Annotated in this window: 17 protein-coding genes; 13 read left to right on the top strand and 4 right to left on the bottom strand. The window is 32.0% G+C overall.

The features are described from left to right. Window positions 1-8: 8 nt before the first annotated feature. Together DIS18_RS03680 and DIS18_RS03675 are read left to right on the top strand one after the other, a co-directional pair. Window positions 9-752, top strand: coding sequence for a succinate dehydrogenase/fumarate reductase iron-sulfur subunit (locus DIS18_RS03680; protein WP_109351672.1), 744 nt, complete (start codon window positions 9-11; stop codon window positions 750-752). A gap of 108 nt (window positions 753-860) precedes the next feature. Further along, window positions 861-1,781, top strand: coding sequence for a M28 family peptidase (locus DIS18_RS03675; protein ID WP_109351671.1), 921 nt, complete (start codon window positions 861-863; stop codon window positions 1,779-1,781). On the opposite strand, the gene DIS18_RS03670 is transcribed toward DIS18_RS03675, so the two are convergent. Next, complete coding sequence (locus DIS18_RS03670) at window positions 1,778-5,200, bottom strand: hypothetical protein (protein WP_109351670.1); 3,423 nt, start codon at window positions 5,198-5,200, stop codon at window positions 1,778-1,780. The two genes, DIS18_RS03675 and DIS18_RS03670, sit on opposite strands and share 4 nt — an antisense overlap. Before the next feature lie 122 nt (window positions 5,201-5,322). Between DIS18_RS03670 and DIS18_RS03665 the strand changes: the two genes are divergently transcribed. From DIS18_RS03665 to DIS18_RS03645, 5 genes are all read left to right on the top strand, one after another. Beyond that, window positions 5,323-6,087 (top strand): exodeoxyribonuclease III, encoded by a 765-nt coding sequence (locus tag DIS18_RS03665; RefSeq protein ID WP_109351669.1) that lies wholly within the window; start codon window positions 5,323-5,325, stop codon window positions 6,085-6,087. Between the two features lie 18 nt (window positions 6,088-6,105). Next, complete coding sequence (locus DIS18_RS03660) at window positions 6,106-7,062, top strand: OmpA/MotB family protein (protein ID WP_109352574.1); 957 nt, start codon at window positions 6,106-6,108, stop codon at window positions 7,060-7,062. A 222-nt stretch (window positions 7,063-7,284) separates the two neighbouring features. Further along, complete coding sequence (locus tag DIS18_RS03655) at window positions 7,285-8,316, top strand: aldo/keto reductase (protein WP_109351668.1); 1,032 nt, start codon at window positions 7,285-7,287, stop codon at window positions 8,314-8,316. 40 nt (window positions 8,317-8,356) lie between these two features. Then, window positions 8,357-8,815 (top strand): hypothetical protein, encoded by a 459-nt coding sequence (locus tag DIS18_RS03650; protein WP_109351667.1) that lies wholly within the window; start codon window positions 8,357-8,359, stop codon window positions 8,813-8,815. A gap of 206 nt (window positions 8,816-9,021) precedes the next feature. Next, window positions 9,022-9,486 carry a hypothetical protein gene (locus DIS18_RS03645; protein WP_109351666.1) on the top strand — a complete coding sequence of 155 codons (465 nt, stop codon included), beginning with the start codon at window positions 9,022-9,024 and terminating at the stop codon, window positions 9,484-9,486. A gap of 265 nt (window positions 9,487-9,751) precedes the next feature. Here DIS18_RS03645 and DIS18_RS03640 read toward each other — a convergent pair whose 3' ends face one another. Together DIS18_RS03640 and DIS18_RS03635 are read right to left on the bottom strand one after the other, a co-directional pair. Next, window positions 9,752-11,299, bottom strand: coding sequence for an Rne/Rng family ribonuclease (locus DIS18_RS03640; protein ID WP_109351665.1), 1,548 nt, complete (start codon window positions 11,297-11,299; stop codon window positions 9,752-9,754). A gap of 343 nt (window positions 11,300-11,642) precedes the next feature. Next, on the bottom strand, window positions 11,643-11,933 hold the full coding sequence (locus DIS18_RS03635; RefSeq protein ID WP_055442767.1) for an HU family DNA-binding protein: 291 nt from the start codon (window positions 11,931-11,933) through the stop codon (window positions 11,643-11,645). A 140-nt stretch (window positions 11,934-12,073) separates the two neighbouring features. Here DIS18_RS03635 and mutY point away from each other — a divergent pair, with 140 nt between their 5' ends. From mutY to gldD, 4 genes are all read left to right on the top strand, one after another. After that, window positions 12,074-13,114: an A/G-specific adenine glycosylase gene (gene mutY, locus DIS18_RS03630; protein WP_109351664.1), complete on the top strand. Its 1,041-nt coding sequence runs from the start codon at window positions 12,074-12,076 to the stop codon at window positions 13,112-13,114. 91 nt (window positions 13,115-13,205) lie between these two features. After that, window positions 13,206-13,658, top strand: coding sequence for a single-stranded DNA-binding protein (locus tag DIS18_RS03625; protein ID WP_109351663.1), 453 nt, complete (start codon window positions 13,206-13,208; stop codon window positions 13,656-13,658). Window positions 13,659-13,711: 53 nt separating this feature from the next. Beyond that, the gene (locus DIS18_RS03620; RefSeq protein ID WP_109351662.1) at window positions 13,712-15,016 is read left to right on the top strand and encodes a gliding motility-associated protein GldE; all 1,305 of its coding nucleotides are present in this window, start codon (window positions 13,712-13,714) and stop codon (window positions 15,014-15,016) included. A gap of 2 nt (window positions 15,017-15,018) precedes the next feature. Next, on the top strand, window positions 15,019-15,600 hold the full coding sequence (gene gldD / locus DIS18_RS03615) for a gliding motility lipoprotein GldD (protein ID WP_109352573.1): 582 nt from the start codon (window positions 15,019-15,021) through the stop codon (window positions 15,598-15,600). A gap of 54 nt (window positions 15,601-15,654) precedes the next feature. On the opposite strand, the gene DIS18_RS03610 is transcribed toward gldD, so the two are convergent. Next, window positions 15,655-16,206 (bottom strand): heavy-metal-associated domain-containing protein, encoded by a 552-nt coding sequence (locus DIS18_RS03610; RefSeq protein WP_109351661.1) that lies wholly within the window; start codon window positions 16,204-16,206, stop codon window positions 15,655-15,657. A 94-nt stretch (window positions 16,207-16,300) separates the two neighbouring features. On the opposite strand from DIS18_RS03610, the gene DIS18_RS03605 reads away from it, so the two are divergent. Together DIS18_RS03605 and DIS18_RS03600 are read left to right on the top strand one after the other, a co-directional pair. Continuing rightward, window positions 16,301-17,185, top strand: coding sequence for a DMT family transporter (locus DIS18_RS03605; protein WP_109351660.1), 885 nt, complete (start codon window positions 16,301-16,303; stop codon window positions 17,183-17,185). Window positions 17,186-17,289: 104 nt separating this feature from the next. Further along, window positions 17,290-17,742, top strand: coding sequence for a DUF4199 domain-containing protein (locus tag DIS18_RS03600; RefSeq protein WP_109351659.1), 453 nt, complete (start codon window positions 17,290-17,292; stop codon window positions 17,740-17,742). Window positions 17,743-17,792: the final 50 nt, after the last annotated feature.

The following is a 17,792-nucleotide window of genomic DNA, read 5'->3' as shown; positions in this document are numbered from 1 at the left end:
AAAGACCTATGAATTTAACACTTAAAATTTGGAGACAAAAAGACTCAAATGCAAAGGGTCAAATGGTCGATTATAAAGTAACTGAAATTTCAGAACATATGTCATTTCTTGAAATGATGGATGTATTGAATGAACAGTTAGTAAACTCTGGTGAAGAGCCAGTAGCTTTTGATCATGATTGTCGTGAAGGTATTTGTGGTATGTGTTCTATGTACATTAACGGAGAAGCACACGGACCAGATAGAGGTATCACAACATGTCAATTACACATGCGTATGTTTAATGATGGAGATACTATTACTATCGAACCATTTAGAGCAGCTGCATTTCCAGTAATAAAAGATTTAGTAGTTGATAGAACTGCTTTTGAGCGTATTCAGCAAGCAGGAGGTTATATTTCTGTAAACACATCTGGTAATACACAAGACGCGAATTCAATTCCTATTTCTAAGCACGATGCAGATGAGGCTATGGATGCTGCAACATGTATAGGTTGTGGAGCTTGTGTCGCTACTTGTAAAAACTCAAGTGCTATGTTATTTGTAGGTGCTAAAGTGTCTCAATATGCTTTATTGCCACAAGGACAAGTAGAAGCAGCAGATCGTGTGCAAAACATGGTAGCTCAAATGGATTTAGAAGGTTTTGGTAATTGTACAAATACAGGAGCTTGTGAGGTGGAATGCCCTAAAGGAATTTCGTTAGATAACATTGCAAGAATGAACAGAGAATTAATGAAAGCTACTATTAAATAAGAAGCTTAAAACTATAATACTTTAAGCCCGTATCATTTTTGGTATGGGCTTTGTTATTTAAAGAAGTGAATAAAATAAATTAAGTATATTTAGTGACTAATAGCATTTATGAAAAGATTTCTCTTATTAATAGTTTTCTTCCTAACATTTCAAGGTGAAGAAATTTTCGCTCAAACAGAATCAAAAGCATGTTCCACATTTGATGAAAAGACTTTATTGAAACATGTTAAGTCTTTATCTTCTGATGCATTTGAAGGCAGAAGAACCGGAACAAAAGGTGCTGCTAAAACTAGAAAATATATAATTAATCAATTACATACTCTTAAGGTAAAGCCTTTAGGAAAGTCTTTTGAGCAACCATTTTCATTTATAAAAAAAAGAAAAGCATTTAATGCGGTAAATGTTATGGGTGTTATTAAAGGCTCAGAATTCTCGAAAAAATATATAGTTATAAGTGCACATTACGATCATGAAGGTGTTAAATATGGTAAAATATATAATGGTGCCGATGATAACGCTTCAGGAATAGGTGCGTTGTTTGCTTTTGCCGAATATTTTAAAAAGCATCCACCAAAGCATTCTGTTATTTTAGCGGCTTTTGATGGTGAAGAGCTTGGTTTACAAGGGTCTAAATATTATGTAAATAATTCGATCATTAATTCAAAAGATATTGTCATTAATCTAAATATGGATATGATAAGCCGAAGTGATAATAAAGAATTATATGTTGTTGGAACATCTGAAAATAAGGGATTAAAAAAACTAATCACTGATTTTAATCATTCATGTAAAATCAAACTTGTAAGAGGTCATGATGGTTATGACGGATTAGATAATTGGACATATTCTTCAGATCACGCTAATTTTCATAAAAGAGGCATTCCGTTTTTATATTTCGGAGTAGAAGACCACAAAGATTATCATGAACCTACTGATGATTATGAAAATATTCACCCAGAGTTTTATACTGAAGCTGTTAAAACAATTATTTCAGTATTTGAAAAAATTGATTCTTCTTCCAAATTTTAAAAATACGCCTTTAATTGAATAGATCCAGAGTGAATAGCTCTACTAGTCTCTGTTTTTCTTCCAAAATAGCTTAGGTTTAAATCTAAAAATTTAGTTAGTTTTTTTTGAGCTAATAAACTCCATGTAAAGTTTTTTCCAGGTTGCAGACCTTCAAGTATTTGGTAGGCTACAGGTGTGTTAGGGTTCCCAGTATAATCATTTGAAAAATAGTTAAATTCTCCATTAATAGCACTGTTTTGACTGCCTCCTAAAGTAAAAGACACGCCGTAATTCTGTTGCTTTAAAGTTTCCATCTCACCAACAGAATTATTTTTACTAGCATATTGGTAAAAGACATCAAAACTAGAATTATCATTAAAAAGATAGGATAGTTTTGGGTTAAATCTAGTTTCATCAAAATTGAAGTTTTTACTAGCAAAATTCTCGCTAATACTTTCGTTATTATCAAAAGCAGAAAGCATATTAATTAACCAATTTTCAGATAGTTTATGATTAAAATTAAGCTGATGGCTTCTTAAGCTATTTTCAATAAAACCAACGGATAATACATTTCTTGTTATGTTATCCAAAAAAGTATATGATGTGGTGTAACGCTGTTTTCCTCTATTAAAAAACAGAACATTTCTAAAGTTTAATTGTAATCCCAATTGGTCCTCTTCATTATTATTAAAAGGATTTAAATTGAATTTACTGCCTTCACGTTTAATCTTTCTATCAATTAAATAGCTGGTTTGGTTATAAAAATGAGACCAGAACTTTTTGGATTTACTTTCTGAAACCGACCACTGTGCTGGATTAATAGTAAAAGTTTGACTCAATCTATTTTGATGCGTTTTTATAAACACACGATTTGGTAGAAGCACCCGAATAAATCTGCCTTCATCTTGAAACTGCGCAATTTCAAATTCTTCAAGCTCTTGAATCCCGTTTTCATTATAGTCATTCCATGTGTATGTGCCTTGTCCAGCTTCAACTTCTACATAAGTAAAATCTTGTTGAGGTAGTCGTCCAGAATTGGTTTCAAAAATGGTATTCCATTGGATAACTTGATTAAATAGTTTCTGATTAAACTGTAATCTAGAGTTTATAGAGTTTTCATCTTCAATGGCATCATCTGTATTTTTTAGTGTACGGTAGTTAGCGTATAAAGACAAGTTTGTGTTTTTGTTTTGAATAAATCTAGAATCTAAATAAAAGGTGTTAGAGGTGTTTACTTTTTCTAATTGGTTATTTCTAATACTATCATTTACTCTGTTTTTATAACCTATTTCAGTAAATATTTTAGTGCTATCTCCAACGCCAAAAAACACTTCGTAAGATTTAAATCGTTGGCTTAAAGGAGTGAGTTCTTGTGTTGAATTATTACGTTGCTCATTATCTTCAATACTTATTCTAGTACCAATCCAACTTTTCCTCATGCTATAAGTAATACGATTGTAAGACCTTAAAAACGATGAAGTATTGATGTTAGAGTCGGCATTTAAAAAACTAGAGGAAGATACAATGTTCCAACGATTTAAAAGTAAATTAGCATAAGCTATATGTCGATTTCCATTAAACCCATCTGAGAAATTTAAATGCTCAAATTGATAATTTAAACTCCCTTTTTTATGATGAAAAAGTCTAAATCCAGAATTTACGAGCCATTGGTTTCCTAAATTTAAACCAATACCGTTGATGTTGTTTTGGTCTAAATTCCAATCACGATTAAATTCTGGGTTGTATAAGCCTTCAATATTTCTATAATCAGAACTGATATAATCACTATCAAAATAAGCATCTAAATTCCACAGGCTATCTCTTTTAATAAGCGCTTGATTCATATTTATTTTTCCAGCAAATCCATCATTATCATCATCGTCAGTATTAGAAAATAAGTTTAAATCATTTTTACTCCCAGAAGCTTCAAAACTAATATTTGTTTTATCCGAGGGTTTATAAATTCCGTTTAAAACAGCAATTTGCAATTTAGTAGGAGCTACTAACTGAACAACTGGCGCGTAATTTCCTTGATTAACTCCAACAAACTCATAAATATTATTAATAGCATTAATGTTACTTAAAGTATAATCGCCTTGATTTTCTCCTACTAAAGTAAAAGTAACCCGATACAATTCATCATCAGGATCATTTGAAAACACAAACGCTTCAACGCCACTAATCAGTTCTTTTTTATATAAAATTCTATTATCGTTTAATTCATCTCTAATTTCAGAAGGTGCTACCATTTGAGATTTATCATCACCAGCATTCGTAAGAATATCAACCTGTTCTTCAGACAAATTTTGTTGTAGGGGTTGATTTTTAGCATCGTTTTCAGAATATACAGAAACTCCAATTTTAAACTTTTCACTAGTATAATTCCCACCACCATAAGCAACAAACCTTGAATAATTCCGGTCGCTAAATTGATAATCTACCGTAATTCGCATTTCAGAAGTGATTGGAAATGTGGAATTGAAAATAATTTCACCAGCATTATAATCAATAATATAATCTTGATCTTCACCACGTTTTACAGGAATTCCGTTTACATAAACAGTCTCACTACCCGAAACAATAAGTACAAACAATTCGCCATTAGGTCCTTGAAGTTTATAAGGCCCTTGGTTACCCTCTTGAGCAATAAACTGACTAGTGGTAAACTGCCCACGAACAATGGCGCCTGCTGCAAATAAATTAGTTCGAGTATCTTCTTCTCCCAATTTTAAATTGAAGTTTAATCCTTGCACACGTTTAGAAAAACTAGCAAAATAAGATTCGGTATTTAGTAAATCAATATCTCCAGCACGCACATTCCAGCGGTCGCTAAATAGTTCGATAAACACCTGGTCAAATTCATCCAAACGCTGGCTATAACCACTTTCTTGTAAAGGGATATTGGCGTCTTGAATAGAAGCTCTTAATGATACTTTATCATTAAGTTTCCCCGTAATTTGAAGGTCTAATTCACTATTTAAAACCGAGTTTTGATTATTACCAACTGTTACACCACGAGAAATACTACCAGAAGTGGTTAAACCATCAAAAGGAATGAAATTTCTATCTGTATTGGGTTGAGATAATTTATAAAGTGTTTGATTAGTGCTGTTGTTTTCAACAATAATGTTTTCGTCTAATTGTTGATAGGTTTTTGTTAAGAACTCGGGAAATTTCAGATAATTTATAATAATTGAGTCTGTTTCAATAGGTTTTTTAAATCTTAAAACAGCTTTTGCAAAATCAACAGAATAATAAGTAGAATCAATAATGGAGTTATCTTTTTTTCTAACGGAAAACGAATTGGAATTAATACTTACGCTATCAATTTTAATGGTGTCATTTACTGCTACTTTTTTAGTTTTATAGTTCGAAGATGGATTCTGCGAAAACGCACAAAAACCAATTAAAACCATAAGAATGCATGTAAAAAACTTCATCAGATACTTAAACTGTAAATCGTTTAAAATATTTTGTTAATAGCTTCGTTAAAACTCCTGCTACTTTTTATAGTGTAAAAGTAACGCATTATTTATTTTAGCTGATATACTTATTTAATCAAATGAAAATAATATCCTATAACGTAAACGGTATTCGAGCAGCCATTAATAAAGGTTTTATCGATTGGTTAAAAGCAGCAAATCCAGATGTAGTTTGTTTGCAAGAAATTAAAGCCATGAAAGAGCAATTAGATTTAAGTCTTTTTGAAGAAGCTGGTTACAAATACAATTATTGGTTTAGTGCACAAAAGAAGGGCTATAGTGGTGTGGCTATTTTAAGTAAAACGGAGCCAAAGCATGTTGAATATGGTACAAGCATAGAATCAATGGATTTTGAAGGCCGAAATATTCGTGCTGATTATGATGGGTTTTCTGTAATGAGTTTGTATTTGCCATCAGGAACAAACGATGCCAGATTAAACCATAAGTTAGAATATATGGACCTGTTTCAAGAGTATATCAACAATCTCAAAAAAGACATTCCAAACCTAATTATCTGTGGCGATTATAATATTTGTCATGAAGAAATGGATATCCATAACCCAAAAATGAAAGGTGTTTCAGGATTTTTGCCCGTAGAGCGGGAATGGATTGGAAGTTTTATTAATAGTGGTTTTATTGATTCGTTCAGGTTTATTAACCCCGAATTACAGCAATATAGTTGGTGGAGTTACCGTGCTAATGCACGAGCGAATAACAAAGGTTGGCGATTAGATTACGCCATGGTTTCTCAACCCCTACAAGAAAACATAAAAAGAGCCGTTATACTATCCGAAGCAGTACATAGTGACCATTGTCCTATACTAGTAGAAATAGAAAATAAATAATAAATGAACCCAAACAACATGATTAAAAAAAGTCTATTCACCTTATTAACTTTTGTCCTTTTAGCCTCTTGTGTATCGCCAAAAGTGTATAAAGATCTTGAAGCTAAATATGCCGATTTAAAGCAAGAAAACAAAAAACTATCAATAGATAACGAGGCATTGTTAAGTGCCAAAACAGCAGCTGAAAACGAATTAAAGCAATTGCAATCTGTCTATGATGAAGCTGTTGCACAACGCGATAAATTACAAGCTGAATACAACGCAGCAAAATCCAATTTAGATAACTTAAAAGCCTCGTATGATGCTTTAGAGAAAAATAGTTCTGCAGCTATTGCAGCCAATTCTAAAAAGAACAGAGAGTTGTTAGCACAATTAGAAGCTAAAGAACAAGCCTTAGCCGAAGAAAACGCAAGACTTGCAAAACTTAAAAAAGAGCTGGAAGATCGTTCCAATCGTGTGGCAGAATTAGAGCAAGTTATCGCCTCAAAAGATGCAGCTATGACGGCGCTTAAAAACGCCATTTCCAAAGCTTTAACTGATTTTGAAGGCAAAGGTTTAACCGTAGAGCAACGCGACGGAAAAGTCTATGTGTCCATGGAAAACAAACTCCTTTTCAGCTCAGGAAGTTGGGCGGTAGGTTCAGAGGGTACAAGAGCGGTTAAGCAACTCGGTAACGTGCTTGGAGACAATCCAGATATTGCCGTTTTAATCGAAGGCCATACCGATAATGTGCCATACAAAGGCAACGGAACATTAACCAGTAATTGGGATTTGTCAACCAAACGTGCCACGGCAATCGTTAATATTTTACGTCAAAATAACAACATCAATCCAGAAAATTTAACAGCTGCTGGTCGTGGCGAGTTTGCTCCTGTGGCATCCAACAGCACCCCAGAAGGTAAAGCAAAAAACAGACGTATAGAAGTTATTTTAACACCAAAGTTAGATGAGCTTTCTAAATTGTTAAGCGAGTAAAATAATTAGGGCGTTACCCGAAAAGGGTCGCGCTTTCGGCAGTCGCTCCCTTCTTCGTCGGGGAGCTTCAACAAATGCCTTAATCCCTAACGCAAAAAACCATTAAAAGCCTTATTGACTTTTAATGGTTTTTTTATTGGTCTTAACACATATTTAAGGGTTTCAGTTCAAAAAGCGATTTTAGGTTTTTTATATTTACACTTCTAAAAAAAAGAAAAATTAATGAAATACACTACACTACCAAATACCGATATAAAAGTTAGTAAAATATGTTTAGGCTCAATGACTTGGGGAAACCAAAACACTGAAGCAGAAGGCCACAAACAAATGGATTACGCCATAGACCAAGGTGTGAATTTTATTGATACTGCCGAATTATATCCTGTACCAGCCACAGCAGAAATAAGTGGCAGAACAAGTAAAATAATAGGTACTTGGTTGAAAAAAACAAATAATAGAGATAAGGTTATTATTGCATCAAAAATTGCTGGAACAGGAGATTATACAGCACATATTAGAACTACAGGGTTTAGTCCAGCCTCCATTAAAGAAGCTATCGATTTAGAATTAAAAAGGCTACAAACCGATTATATAGATTTATATCAACTGCATTGGCCAGAGCGTGATACTAACAGATTTGGTGTTAGAAATTTTAAATTGGACACCAAATGGGAAGATAATTTTAATGACATTCTACATAGTTTAGATAATGAAATCAAAGCTGGTAGGATTAGAAATATAGGATTATCTAACGAAAATTCTTGGGGAACTATGCGTTATTTAGAAGAATCAAAAAGCCATAATCTACCGAGAGTTGCAACTATACAAAATGCATACTCAATGCTAACTAGAACTTTTGAAACTGATATTGCAGAAGTAGCGTTAAGAGAAAACGTTGGTTTATTAGCCTATTCTCCAATGGGATTTGGAGTACTTTCGGGTAAGTATGTAAATGGCACTGCAGCTGATAATGCCCGTTTAAAATTATTTCCAAGGTTTGCTAGATATAGCGGTGAAAAAGCTTCAGAGGCTGCAAAACGCTATTTAAAAATTGCTGAAGATAATAATATGACTTTAGCTCAAATGAGTTTAGCGTTTGTAAACCAGCAACCTTTTGTTACAAGTACCATTATTGGAGCTACCAACTTAGAACAGCTAAAAGAAAACATTGATAGTATTAATGTAACTTTAAGTGATGCAGTTTTAGAGCAGATTGATGAGGTACATGAGGCAATGCCTAATCCAGCGCCATAAATTTTAGTTAATATAATTCATAAATATTGAAATTATAGCAATGAAATCCAAACTAGAACAAATTGACCAGAATATTGCCAAATTCATGAAATTATGGGGTGTTCATGCATTAAGAATTTCTTTTGCAATTATCTTTTTTTGGTTTGGAATTTTAAAACCTTTGGAAGTATCAGCAGCAATCCCTTTACTTAAAGCAACAGTAGCATGGTTACCATTTATAGAGGCAGATGTTTGGGTACATATTATTGGTTGGTGGGAAGTTGTTATTGGTATTTTATTTTTATTTAAAAAAACGACACGTATTGCCATAGGGTTATTGTTTTTACAAATGGGAGGTACTTTTATGCCATTAATATTTTTGCCTGATGTAGTGTATCAAAACAATAATTTATTTCTACCAACTATGGAAGGCCAATATATTATTAAGAATTTAATGATAATTTCTGCGGCTTTGGTAGTTGGAGGTAGCTTTTATGCTAAAGATTCCAAGTTATCTTAATCATGATTTGTACACTAAATTTGCTGCTAGCACTCGTTACAAACGAGTGCTGTAAATATAAATTTTACTAGTTTTCCACAGTAATTTTTTAAGTAGAGATCCTGTAATTTGTACTGCGATAATACAAGCATTAAATGATGAGGGAATTGGAATATATTAATAACTTAGGACAATCAGTTCCAACAGATTAATAAACTTATATAGAGATGATTTTAGGTATAATATACTTTATAATAGAGATTACAATAATCTTCATTTTTATAAAGTTAATTTTAAATAAATTAAATTATTTTAAAGAAAAAAAGGGCTTTAAAAATATTATTTCAGTTTTATCAGCAATACTTATATACAGTTTTATTTCGGTTTTATTTTTCAATAATTTAACTAAAATACCAAAGGAGAAATTTGATGAAATAGTTTGGAAAGAAAATATAACTGAAAGACATAAGATGATAGATGATTTGCTTGAATCTGAATACTTAATTGGGAAATCAAAAAACAAGATTAATGATGTTTTTGGCGAACCCGAAATGGTATTAGAAGACGGGAAAATTTTTCAATACAAGTTAGTTGGAAGATCATGGGCAGACTTCAATTTAATAGATTTAAAATTGTATTTTGAAAATGATATTGTAAAGAAGTTTGAATATTTTGATTCTGGAGAACAATAATGATGGTTGAAAAAGTGTCATTTTCAATAAGTTTTTTGGAAGTACTAAATTCGCGTTAGGGATAGTAGAGAAAAGCCCATAGCCTGATCCCGATAGCTATCGGTAGAGGTGCGAGGACTTGTAACGGATAGCCCGACCCTTTTGGTAACGCCAAATAAAAATTAAGAGTAGTTGATGTTTGAATGAGATTGCCACAACCTATAGGTTTCGCAATGACATATAAAAACAAAAAACCCGCTAACTATAAAAGTAGCGGGTTTTTTAATTATTTAATTTGATTACCATCTTTATCGAAAAAATGATATTCTAAGTATGTGTAAGCATCTCTTGGTAAAATTTTCACCCATTTTTTATGTTCTAATAACCATTTAGAACGTATAGATGGAACACCTTTTGTTAAAAAGGCTGCTATAAAAGGATGTGTGTTTAAAGTCAACTTCTTATAGTCTTTTTTAATTAGTCTTTCAAGATCTTGATTGATTTTTTGTATCAACCCTATTGGTGCTTCAACCTCTGCGCCATTAATTATTGCGTCTGGATTTTCCTCGCGCGTTTTAATGTTCATTTCTGGTCTTGTGCGTTGTCTTGTTATTTGTATCAATCCAAATTTACTTGGAGGCAATATTTTGTGTTTTGCTCTGTCGTCCTTCATTTCATCTCGAAGGTGATTGAACAATTTTTGCCTGTTTTCTGCACTGGTTAAGTCTATAAAATCTACTACGATGATCCCGCCCATATCACGCAAGCGTAACTGACGCGCCATTTCTGTAGCTGCAATTAAGTTAACCTCTAATGCTGTATCCTCTTGGTTATTTGCTTTGTTTGAGCGATTTCCGCTATTTACATCTATAACATGTAGGGCTTCGGTATGTTCGATAACCAAATAGGCACCTTTTGCCATAGATACGGTTTTTCCAAAGGAGGTTTTTATTTGTCTTTCAATTCCAAATTTTTCAAAAATTGGATTTTTAGACTGATACAGTTTAACTATTGATTCTTTTTGTGGTGCAATTTCTTGCACGTAATCTTTAATTTGGTAATAGAGCTCTTCATCATCTACTGTAATTCCCGTAAAGGAATCATTAAATATGTCTCGTAAAATTGACGAGGCTTTATTCATTTCTCCTAATACTTTACTAGGATGATGTGCTCTGTGTAGCTTTTTACACATTGCCGTCCAACGACTAAGCAAATTTTGTAAATCTTTATCTAGTTCAGCTACTTTTTTGCCTTGTGCTACGGTACGTACAATTACGCCAAAACCTTGGGGAGTTATACTCTTTACCAAGCGTTTTAATCGGTCTTTTTCTTCGCGGTCTTCTATTTTTTGAGAAATAGAAATTCTGCTAGAAAAAGGAACTAAAACAATATATCTACCTGCAATAGAAAGCTCAGAGCTTATTCTAGGGCCTTTAGTTGATATAGGTTCTTTTACAATTTGTACTAATAGCGATTGATTAGATTTTAATGCGTCGGTAATTTTACCGTCTTTATCAATATCTTTTTCAAATGGGAAATTTTTTAAAGAAAAATCTTTTAGTTTACCTGTGCTTACACGTTTTGTGAATTTTAAAAGCGAAGGCAGTTTTGGACCTAAATCATGATAATGCAAAAATGCATCTTTCTCATAACCTACATTAACAAATGCAGCATTTAGTCCAGGAACGGCTTTTCTGATTTTGGCTATAAACACATCACCAACAGCAAAGTCGTTACTATCTTCATCTTTCTGTAATTCAATAAGTTTTCCATCTTTTAATAAGGCAAAATCAACATTGTCGGAACTAGATCGAATGATCAATTCTTTATCCATTTAGTTAATTTTTGTCCCGATAAATCGGGATGGATTAAACATTATTTTTTCACAGGATTTTAATCCGTGGAGTTCAAACAACACTTATTAAAGTGTTAAAAAATTAATGAACTCATTTCAATGAACTTGTTGTTTTTAAAACCAAAAAAAGTAGCTAATCTAACTACTTTTTTGATTTATTTTTTCTTTTTGTGACGGTTAGCGCGTCTACGTTTTTTTCGCTTGTGCGTCGCTACCTTATGTCTTTTACGTTTTTTACCACTTGGCATAAATAGTGTCTTTTTAAATTAATAATTCGTTTTAACACTGATCCCGATAGCTATCGGGACAGCACTTTGATGTTTTATTTAACGTCTACATTTGTTTTAACGCCTTCTACAAATACTTTTGCAGGCTTAAATGCAGGGATATTATGAGCAGGTATCTTGATAGTTGTGTTTTTAGAAATGTTTCTACCAGTTTTTTCAGCTCTAGTTTTAATTATAAAGCTTCCAAAACCTCTTAGGTAAACATTATCACCACCTTCTAAAGAAGTTTTTACTTCTTCCATAAATGTCTCAACAGTTGCTTGAACATCACCTTTTTCAATTCCTAATTTCTCAGAAATCTTTGCTACTAAATCAGCCTTCGTCATTTTAATATATTATTTTTTATGTTATTATAAATTCTAAAAGGGATGCAAATATATGCATTTAATATTCAATATTTCAAACCTAATTCACTAAAATTTAATATTATAAACGTTTATTTTTGTTTCCTCGATTAAATGAATTCATGATATTTTCAAAAACCTTAACACATTGGTACTCAAACAATAAGAGAAATTTGCCGTGGCGTGAAACCAAAAACCCATATTATATTTGGCTTTCGGAAATTATTTTACAGCAAACCCAAGTAAAACAAGGTTTACCTTATTATGAAGCTTTTGTTAGTAATTATCCTACCGTTTTTGATTTGGCTAATGCAGATGAAAGCGATGTGCTTAAATTATGGCAAGGACTTGGGTATTATTCCCGTGCAAGAAACTTACATGCCTCTGCAAAATATGTTGTTAGTGCGTTGGGAGGGAAGTTTCCTGATAATTATAAAGACTTACTAAAACTTAAAGGAGTTGGAGATTATACGGCTAGTGCTATAGCCTCTATTTGTTTTAACGAGGTTGCTGCTGTTGTTGATGGCAATGTGTATAGAGTATTGTCTCGTTATTTTGGAATGGATACACCTATAAATTCATCACAAGGCGCCAAAGAGTTTAAATCGCTTGCTCAAGAATTGATTGATAAAAAAGAGCCTGCTGAATTTAATCAAGCTATTATGGAATTTGGTGCTACGCAATGCAAACCCAAAAATCCGTATTGTAATATATGTCCTTTTAAGGATGGTTGTATAGCTTTTAATAAAAACCGAATTTCCGAATTACCAGTAAAAATTAAATCCGCGAAAGCGAAAAAGAAGTATTTCAATTTTTTAGTTTTTATTTCTGAAGATGGAAAAACAATTTTAGAAAAAAGAGAGCGTAAGGGTATTTGGCAAAACTTGTATCAGTTTCCTTTGATTGAAACTAGTAAAAGTATGACTTATAAATCTTTTAAAGAAGAAGCTGATAATTACAGTTTATTGAAAGATTTAAATTTTGAGTTGGTACTATATAATAAGGAAGACATTGTACACAAATTATCACACCAACATTTGTATACCAAGTTTTGGGTTATTAATACAAATAGACTTCCAATAGAAGGTGTTTCGGTTGAAAAAATAAGAGATTTTGCAGTTCCTATTTTGATAGGAAATTTTATTGAATCGTTTAATTTCTAGTGGTTTAATGCCAACACTCATATTTTTTTATTAATTTTAAAAAAATGCGAAGCAATTCTTTACTTTTGCTTCTTCTTAAAAAACAAAAATTATGTCAGGATCGTTAAATAAAGTAATGCTTATAGGGAATTTAGGTGATGATGTTAAAATGCATTATTTTGAAGGTGGTGGCTGTATTGGTAGGTTTCCAATAGCTACCAGTGAAACTTATACAAGTAAGCAAACTAATGAGCGTATTACAAATACCGAATGGCATAATATAGTAGTTAGAAATAAAGGTGCTGAAATTTGCGAAAAATATTTAAGCAAAGGCGATAAAGTATATATTGAAGGCAGATTGAAAACCAGAAAATGGACAGATGATAAGGGGAATGATAGGTATTCAACTGAAATTCAATGTAATGATTTTACCTTCCTTTCAACTAAAAAAGAAAGTGCTAATAATGCATCAAATGCTGAATCACCGGCAGCTCAAAAGCCTGCTGAAAATCCACAACCAAGTAGTCAACCTATTGCAGAAGACAATGATGATCTTCCATTTTAATAATATGCTCGATAACTTTTCGAGAATTCTATGTTTAACTAAACCAGTTGTAATTGGATCCTGATCCCGCGAGTTTTATACTTTTAATTGGAGCAACTGATGTTTCGGTTGTTTTAAGTTTTGCATTGCTTTTTGTGCTTTTGGTTTGTTCTGCACTTATTTCTGGAGCTGAAGTGGCTTTATTTTCATTAAATAGAGGTGATCTTGAAGATGGTTTAGAACAAAAATCGAAGCGCATTGAAGTTTTAGAACAACTTTTAGAGCGCCCTAAAAAACTACTTGCCACTATTTTAGTAGCTAATAATTTTATCAATATTGCTATAGTTATTTTGTTTGCCTTTTTAGGAGACTTTATGTTTGGTAACATAGACAGCCCAAAAATTAAATTTTTAGTTGAAGTGGTTGTAGTTACGTTTCTGATTCTGCTTTTTGGCGAAATTCTTCCTAAAATTTATGCCAGTAGAAACAATTTAAAGTTCGCCACATTTATGGCTTATCCGCTTAAGGTTTTAGACGTTGTTTTATCACCTATAAGTTTACCAATGCGTAGTGTAACTATAGGTATTCATAATAAGTTAGGGAAACAAAAATCTAACCTTAGTGTCGATCAATTATCACAAGCTCTAGAACTTACTAGTGAGGAAGATACCACTAAAGAAGAACACAAAATTTTACAAGGTATTGTGTCTTTTGGAAATACAGATACTAAGCAAGTGATGCGTCCGAGGATAGATATTTTTGCATTGAATATTGAGCAGAAATATCTAGAAATTATGCCACAAGTTATTGAAAACGGATATTCCAGAATCCCAGTTTATCGTGATAGTATGGATACTATTGAAGGGATTTTATACGTGAAAGATTTACTGCCATATATTGATAGAAAACAATTTGATTGGACGACTCTATTGCGAGAACCATTTTTTGTTCCTGAGAATAAAAAGTTAGATGATTTAATGGCAGAATTTCAAGAAAAGAAAGTGCATCTTGCTGTTGTTGTTGATGAGTATGGTGGTACTTCGGGGTTGATTTCTTTAGAAGATATTATTGAAGAAATTGTAGGTGATATTAGTGATGAGTTTGATGATGAAGATTTAACATATTCTAAGCTTGATGATAATAATTATGTGTTTGAAGGTAAAACAGCATTGAAAGACTTTTATAAAATTATTAGGCTTGAAGATGACACTATTTTTGAAGAAAATAAAGGTGAAGCTGAAACTATAGCTGGTTTTGTTTTAGAAATCTCTGGTAGTTTTCCGAAACTTAATAGTAAAATAAATTTTGAAAATTACGTTTTTACTATTGAAGCTATGGATAAGAAACGTATCAAGCTTGTAAAATTCACTATAAAATAATGATGAAATATCTATTTCTTTTATTGCTAGTTGTTTTCTGTTTTTCGTGTGGAAATGAAGATTACACACCCAAGCCAAAAGCAGAATTGAGATTGGAATATCCAAGAGCTAAGTATGTTGATGCTAATTTAGAATTACCATTTGCTTTTGAAAAAAATTTATTGGCAACTAAAGTCGTTTCAAAAGAATTGAAATCTCCCACTAAAAGTTTTGGTATAAATTTAGAATATCCAGCTTTAAAAGGGACTATCTTTTTAACTTATAAGGCTATAGAAAAAGATGAAAAAAATTTCAAAGCGTTTTTAAGAGATGCTCAAAAATTCACGTTAGAACATACTAAAAAAGCAGACGAGATTCCTGCTTATCCTTTTGAGGATTCTAAAAGAAAAGTTTACGGAATGCTATCAGAAGTTAAAGGAAATGTAGCATCTCCAGCCCAGTTTTATGTTACTGATAGTTTGAATCATTTTTTAACAGGATCATTGTATTTTCATGCTAAACCTAATTATGATTCTATACTGCCTGCTGCTAATTATTTGCAAAAGGATATAAAACGTATCATGGAAACTATTACTTGGAAATAAAAAGGCTTCTCATCATATGAGAAGCCTTTTTTGGTAATTTATTTAAACTTAAAGTTATGCTTCTTTTGCAGCGCAACATGCTTTTTTACAGTCTGCTTTACAAGCTACTTTCTCATCAGTTTTAGCACCATCTTTACAACATGCTTTCTCGCATCCAGGTTTGCAAGTTTTTTTGTCTTTGTTTGCACAACATGCTTTCTCACAATCTGCTGAACATGCTTTTTTAGTTGAAAAATTTTCAACTGTTTTCATATCACTTACTTTGTAAGTTTCAGAAACTTTAGCAACAGCTTCCTCAAGTGTGGTTGGTGTTACTTTAGCTTCATTGTATTCAACCATTGCTAGTTTCTTGTCAAAATCTACTGTTGCAGATTTTACACCATCCATTTTTGAAATTTTCTTTTGAATAGTAGCAGCACAACCTATTTGGCATGTCATACCGTCAATAGTAAATTCTGCTTTAGCAAAAGTTGCGTTTGGATCTATTTCTTTAGCAACTTCGGTTTCAACTTCAACCGTTTTTACTTCTGGGTTTTTCTCGTTCTTACAACTAAAAGCAAAAGTTGTAATGAGTGTAATTAGTAAAATATGTTTTATTGTTTTCATTTAAATAATCTTTAAAAAGTTTCTACCACAAAACTAACAAATAATGCGGTTTATTGTGTTAAAAAGCTGAATTTTGTGTTTCTAAATTCATTTGATGGGTGGCGTAAATTCTAAATGGTTCTATCTTTTTGTTCTGTCGTTAATTTGGGGGAGCTCCTTCATTTTAATTAAGAAGGCGCTTTTAGGATTAACACCATATCAATTAGGAGCTTTAAGGGTTGTTATAACTGGACTCTTTTTGTTTGCTATGGGTTTTAAAACTATTAAAACCATAAAATCTACTGATTGGAAATGGCTTATCATATCTGGAGTTCTTGGATCGTTTATACCATCATTTTTCTTTGCTATTGCAGAAACTGAAATTGATAGTGCTGTGGTTTCAGTATTAAATTCATTAGTGCCTTTAAATGCTATTTTGTTAGGCTTTGCTGTTTTTAAAATAGCATCAACCAAGAGACAAATAGTAGGTGTTATTATTGGATTTGTAGGTACAGCAATGCTAATTTTAAAAGGCGCAGATTTAAACCCAAATCAAAATTATTGGTATGCTGTTTTCGTGATCCTATCAACGTTAATGTACGCTACCAACGTAAATATTATAAAAAAGTATTTACAACATGTAAAACCGTTAACCATTGCTACGGGTAATTTTGTAGGTATTTTTATTCCAGCTATTATAGTTTTGCTTTTTACAGATTTCTTTTCTGAAGAAACTTTTAGTAAACCAGATTTTAAAATGGCCATGGTTTACATTACTATTTTATCGTTTTTTGGAACAGCACTAGCTAAAATTTTATTTAATAAGTTGGTGCATATTTCTACTCCAGTTTTCGCATCATCAGTTACTTATTTGATGCCTATAGTGGCTTTAATGTGGGGATTTTTAGATGGTGAAACGTTTAGTTGGTTACAAGGTGTAGCGAGTATAATTATTTTACTTGGCGTTTATTTATCTCATAAAAAGAAAACTGAAGTTTAATTAATAGTATTGAAATTCAGTAGGTTAAAACACAATTTTTCATTGTAAAATTATTTTTATTCAGGAATTTTCACGAAATTTAAGTGAATTAATCCTAACCAAATATGAAAAATTTATCACTTCCCATTCGTTTTGGAATAGTAACCAGCGCCGTATTAATAGCCTATTTTCTAGTATTATCATTGGTGGATAAGCATACAAATCCTGCATTTAGTTTTGTAAATGCACTAATAACAGGTTTTGGAATTTATGAAGCTATTCGTTTAAGGAAATTTGAGAATCCTGATAGCTTTTCTTATGGTGAAGGTTTTAAAACAGGAATAATAACAGGTTTTGTAGCAACCATGCTATTCACTATTTTCTTTTTATTTTATGCTACGGAAATAAATGCTGAATTTTTACCAGAATTACTGCAAAAAATGAAAGGCGGTTTTAATGCTGATATTGGTATGGTAATCTTTGTAGTTTCAGTAATGGGGCTTGCTACAGCAGTTGTCTCATCACTTACGGTAATGCAACTTTTTAAAAAGAGTAATAATCTTACTCAAAACAAATAAAACGTTTGTAAATTAATTAATTAGCAGTATATTTGCACCCGCCTTACCAA

It is taken from the genome of Algibacter marinivivus (assembly GCF_003143755.1).
GTDB lineage: Bacteria > Bacteroidota > Bacteroidia > Flavobacteriales > Flavobacteriaceae > Algibacter_B > Algibacter_B marinivivus.
The sequence above is the reverse complement of the archived record's forward strand: the minus strand, read 5'-3'. Positions and strand labels throughout refer to the sequence as shown.

Coding starts and splice junctions, on each gene's coding strand:
- DIS18_RS03680 (WP_109351672.1), top strand. CDS start 9: ATGAATTTAACACTTAAAATTTGGAGACAAAAAGACTCAAATGCAAAG.
- DIS18_RS03675 (WP_109351671.1), top strand. CDS start 861: ATGAAAAGATTTCTCTTATTAATAGTTTTCTTCCTAACATTTCAAGGT.
- DIS18_RS03670 (WP_109351670.1), bottom strand. CDS start 5,200: ATGAAGTTTTTTACATGCATTCTTATGGTTTTAATTGGTTTTTGTGCG.
- DIS18_RS03665 (WP_109351669.1), top strand. CDS start 5,323: ATGAAAATAATATCCTATAACGTAAACGGTATTCGAGCAGCCATTAAT.
- DIS18_RS03660 (WP_109352574.1), top strand. CDS start 6,106: ATGATTAAAAAAAGTCTATTCACCTTATTAACTTTTGTCCTTTTAGCC.
- DIS18_RS03655 (WP_109351668.1), top strand. CDS start 7,285: ATGAAATACACTACACTACCAAATACCGATATAAAAGTTAGTAAAATA.
- DIS18_RS03650 (WP_109351667.1), top strand. CDS start 8,357: ATGAAATCCAAACTAGAACAAATTGACCAGAATATTGCCAAATTCATG.
- DIS18_RS03645 (WP_109351666.1), top strand. CDS start 9,022: ATGATTTTAGGTATAATATACTTTATAATAGAGATTACAATAATCTTC.
- DIS18_RS03640 (WP_109351665.1), bottom strand. CDS start 11,299: ATGGATAAAGAATTGATCATTCGATCTAGTTCCGACAATGTTGATTTT.
- DIS18_RS03635 (WP_055442767.1), bottom strand. CDS start 11,933: ATGACGAAGGCTGATTTAGTAGCAAAGATTTCTGAGAAATTAGGAATT.
- mutY (WP_109351664.1), top strand. CDS start 12,074: ATGATATTTTCAAAAACCTTAACACATTGGTACTCAAACAATAAGAGA.
- DIS18_RS03625 (WP_109351663.1), top strand. CDS start 13,206: ATGTCAGGATCGTTAAATAAAGTAATGCTTATAGGGAATTTAGGTGAT.
- gldD (WP_109352573.1), top strand. CDS start 15,019: ATGAAATATCTATTTCTTTTATTGCTAGTTGTTTTCTGTTTTTCGTGT.
- DIS18_RS03610 (WP_109351661.1), bottom strand. CDS start 16,206: ATGAAAACAATAAAACATATTTTACTAATTACACTCATTACAACTTTT.
- DIS18_RS03605 (WP_109351660.1), top strand. CDS start 16,301: ATGGGTGGCGTAAATTCTAAATGGTTCTATCTTTTTGTTCTGTCGTTA.
- DIS18_RS03600 (WP_109351659.1), top strand. CDS start 17,290: ATGAAAAATTTATCACTTCCCATTCGTTTTGGAATAGTAACCAGCGCC.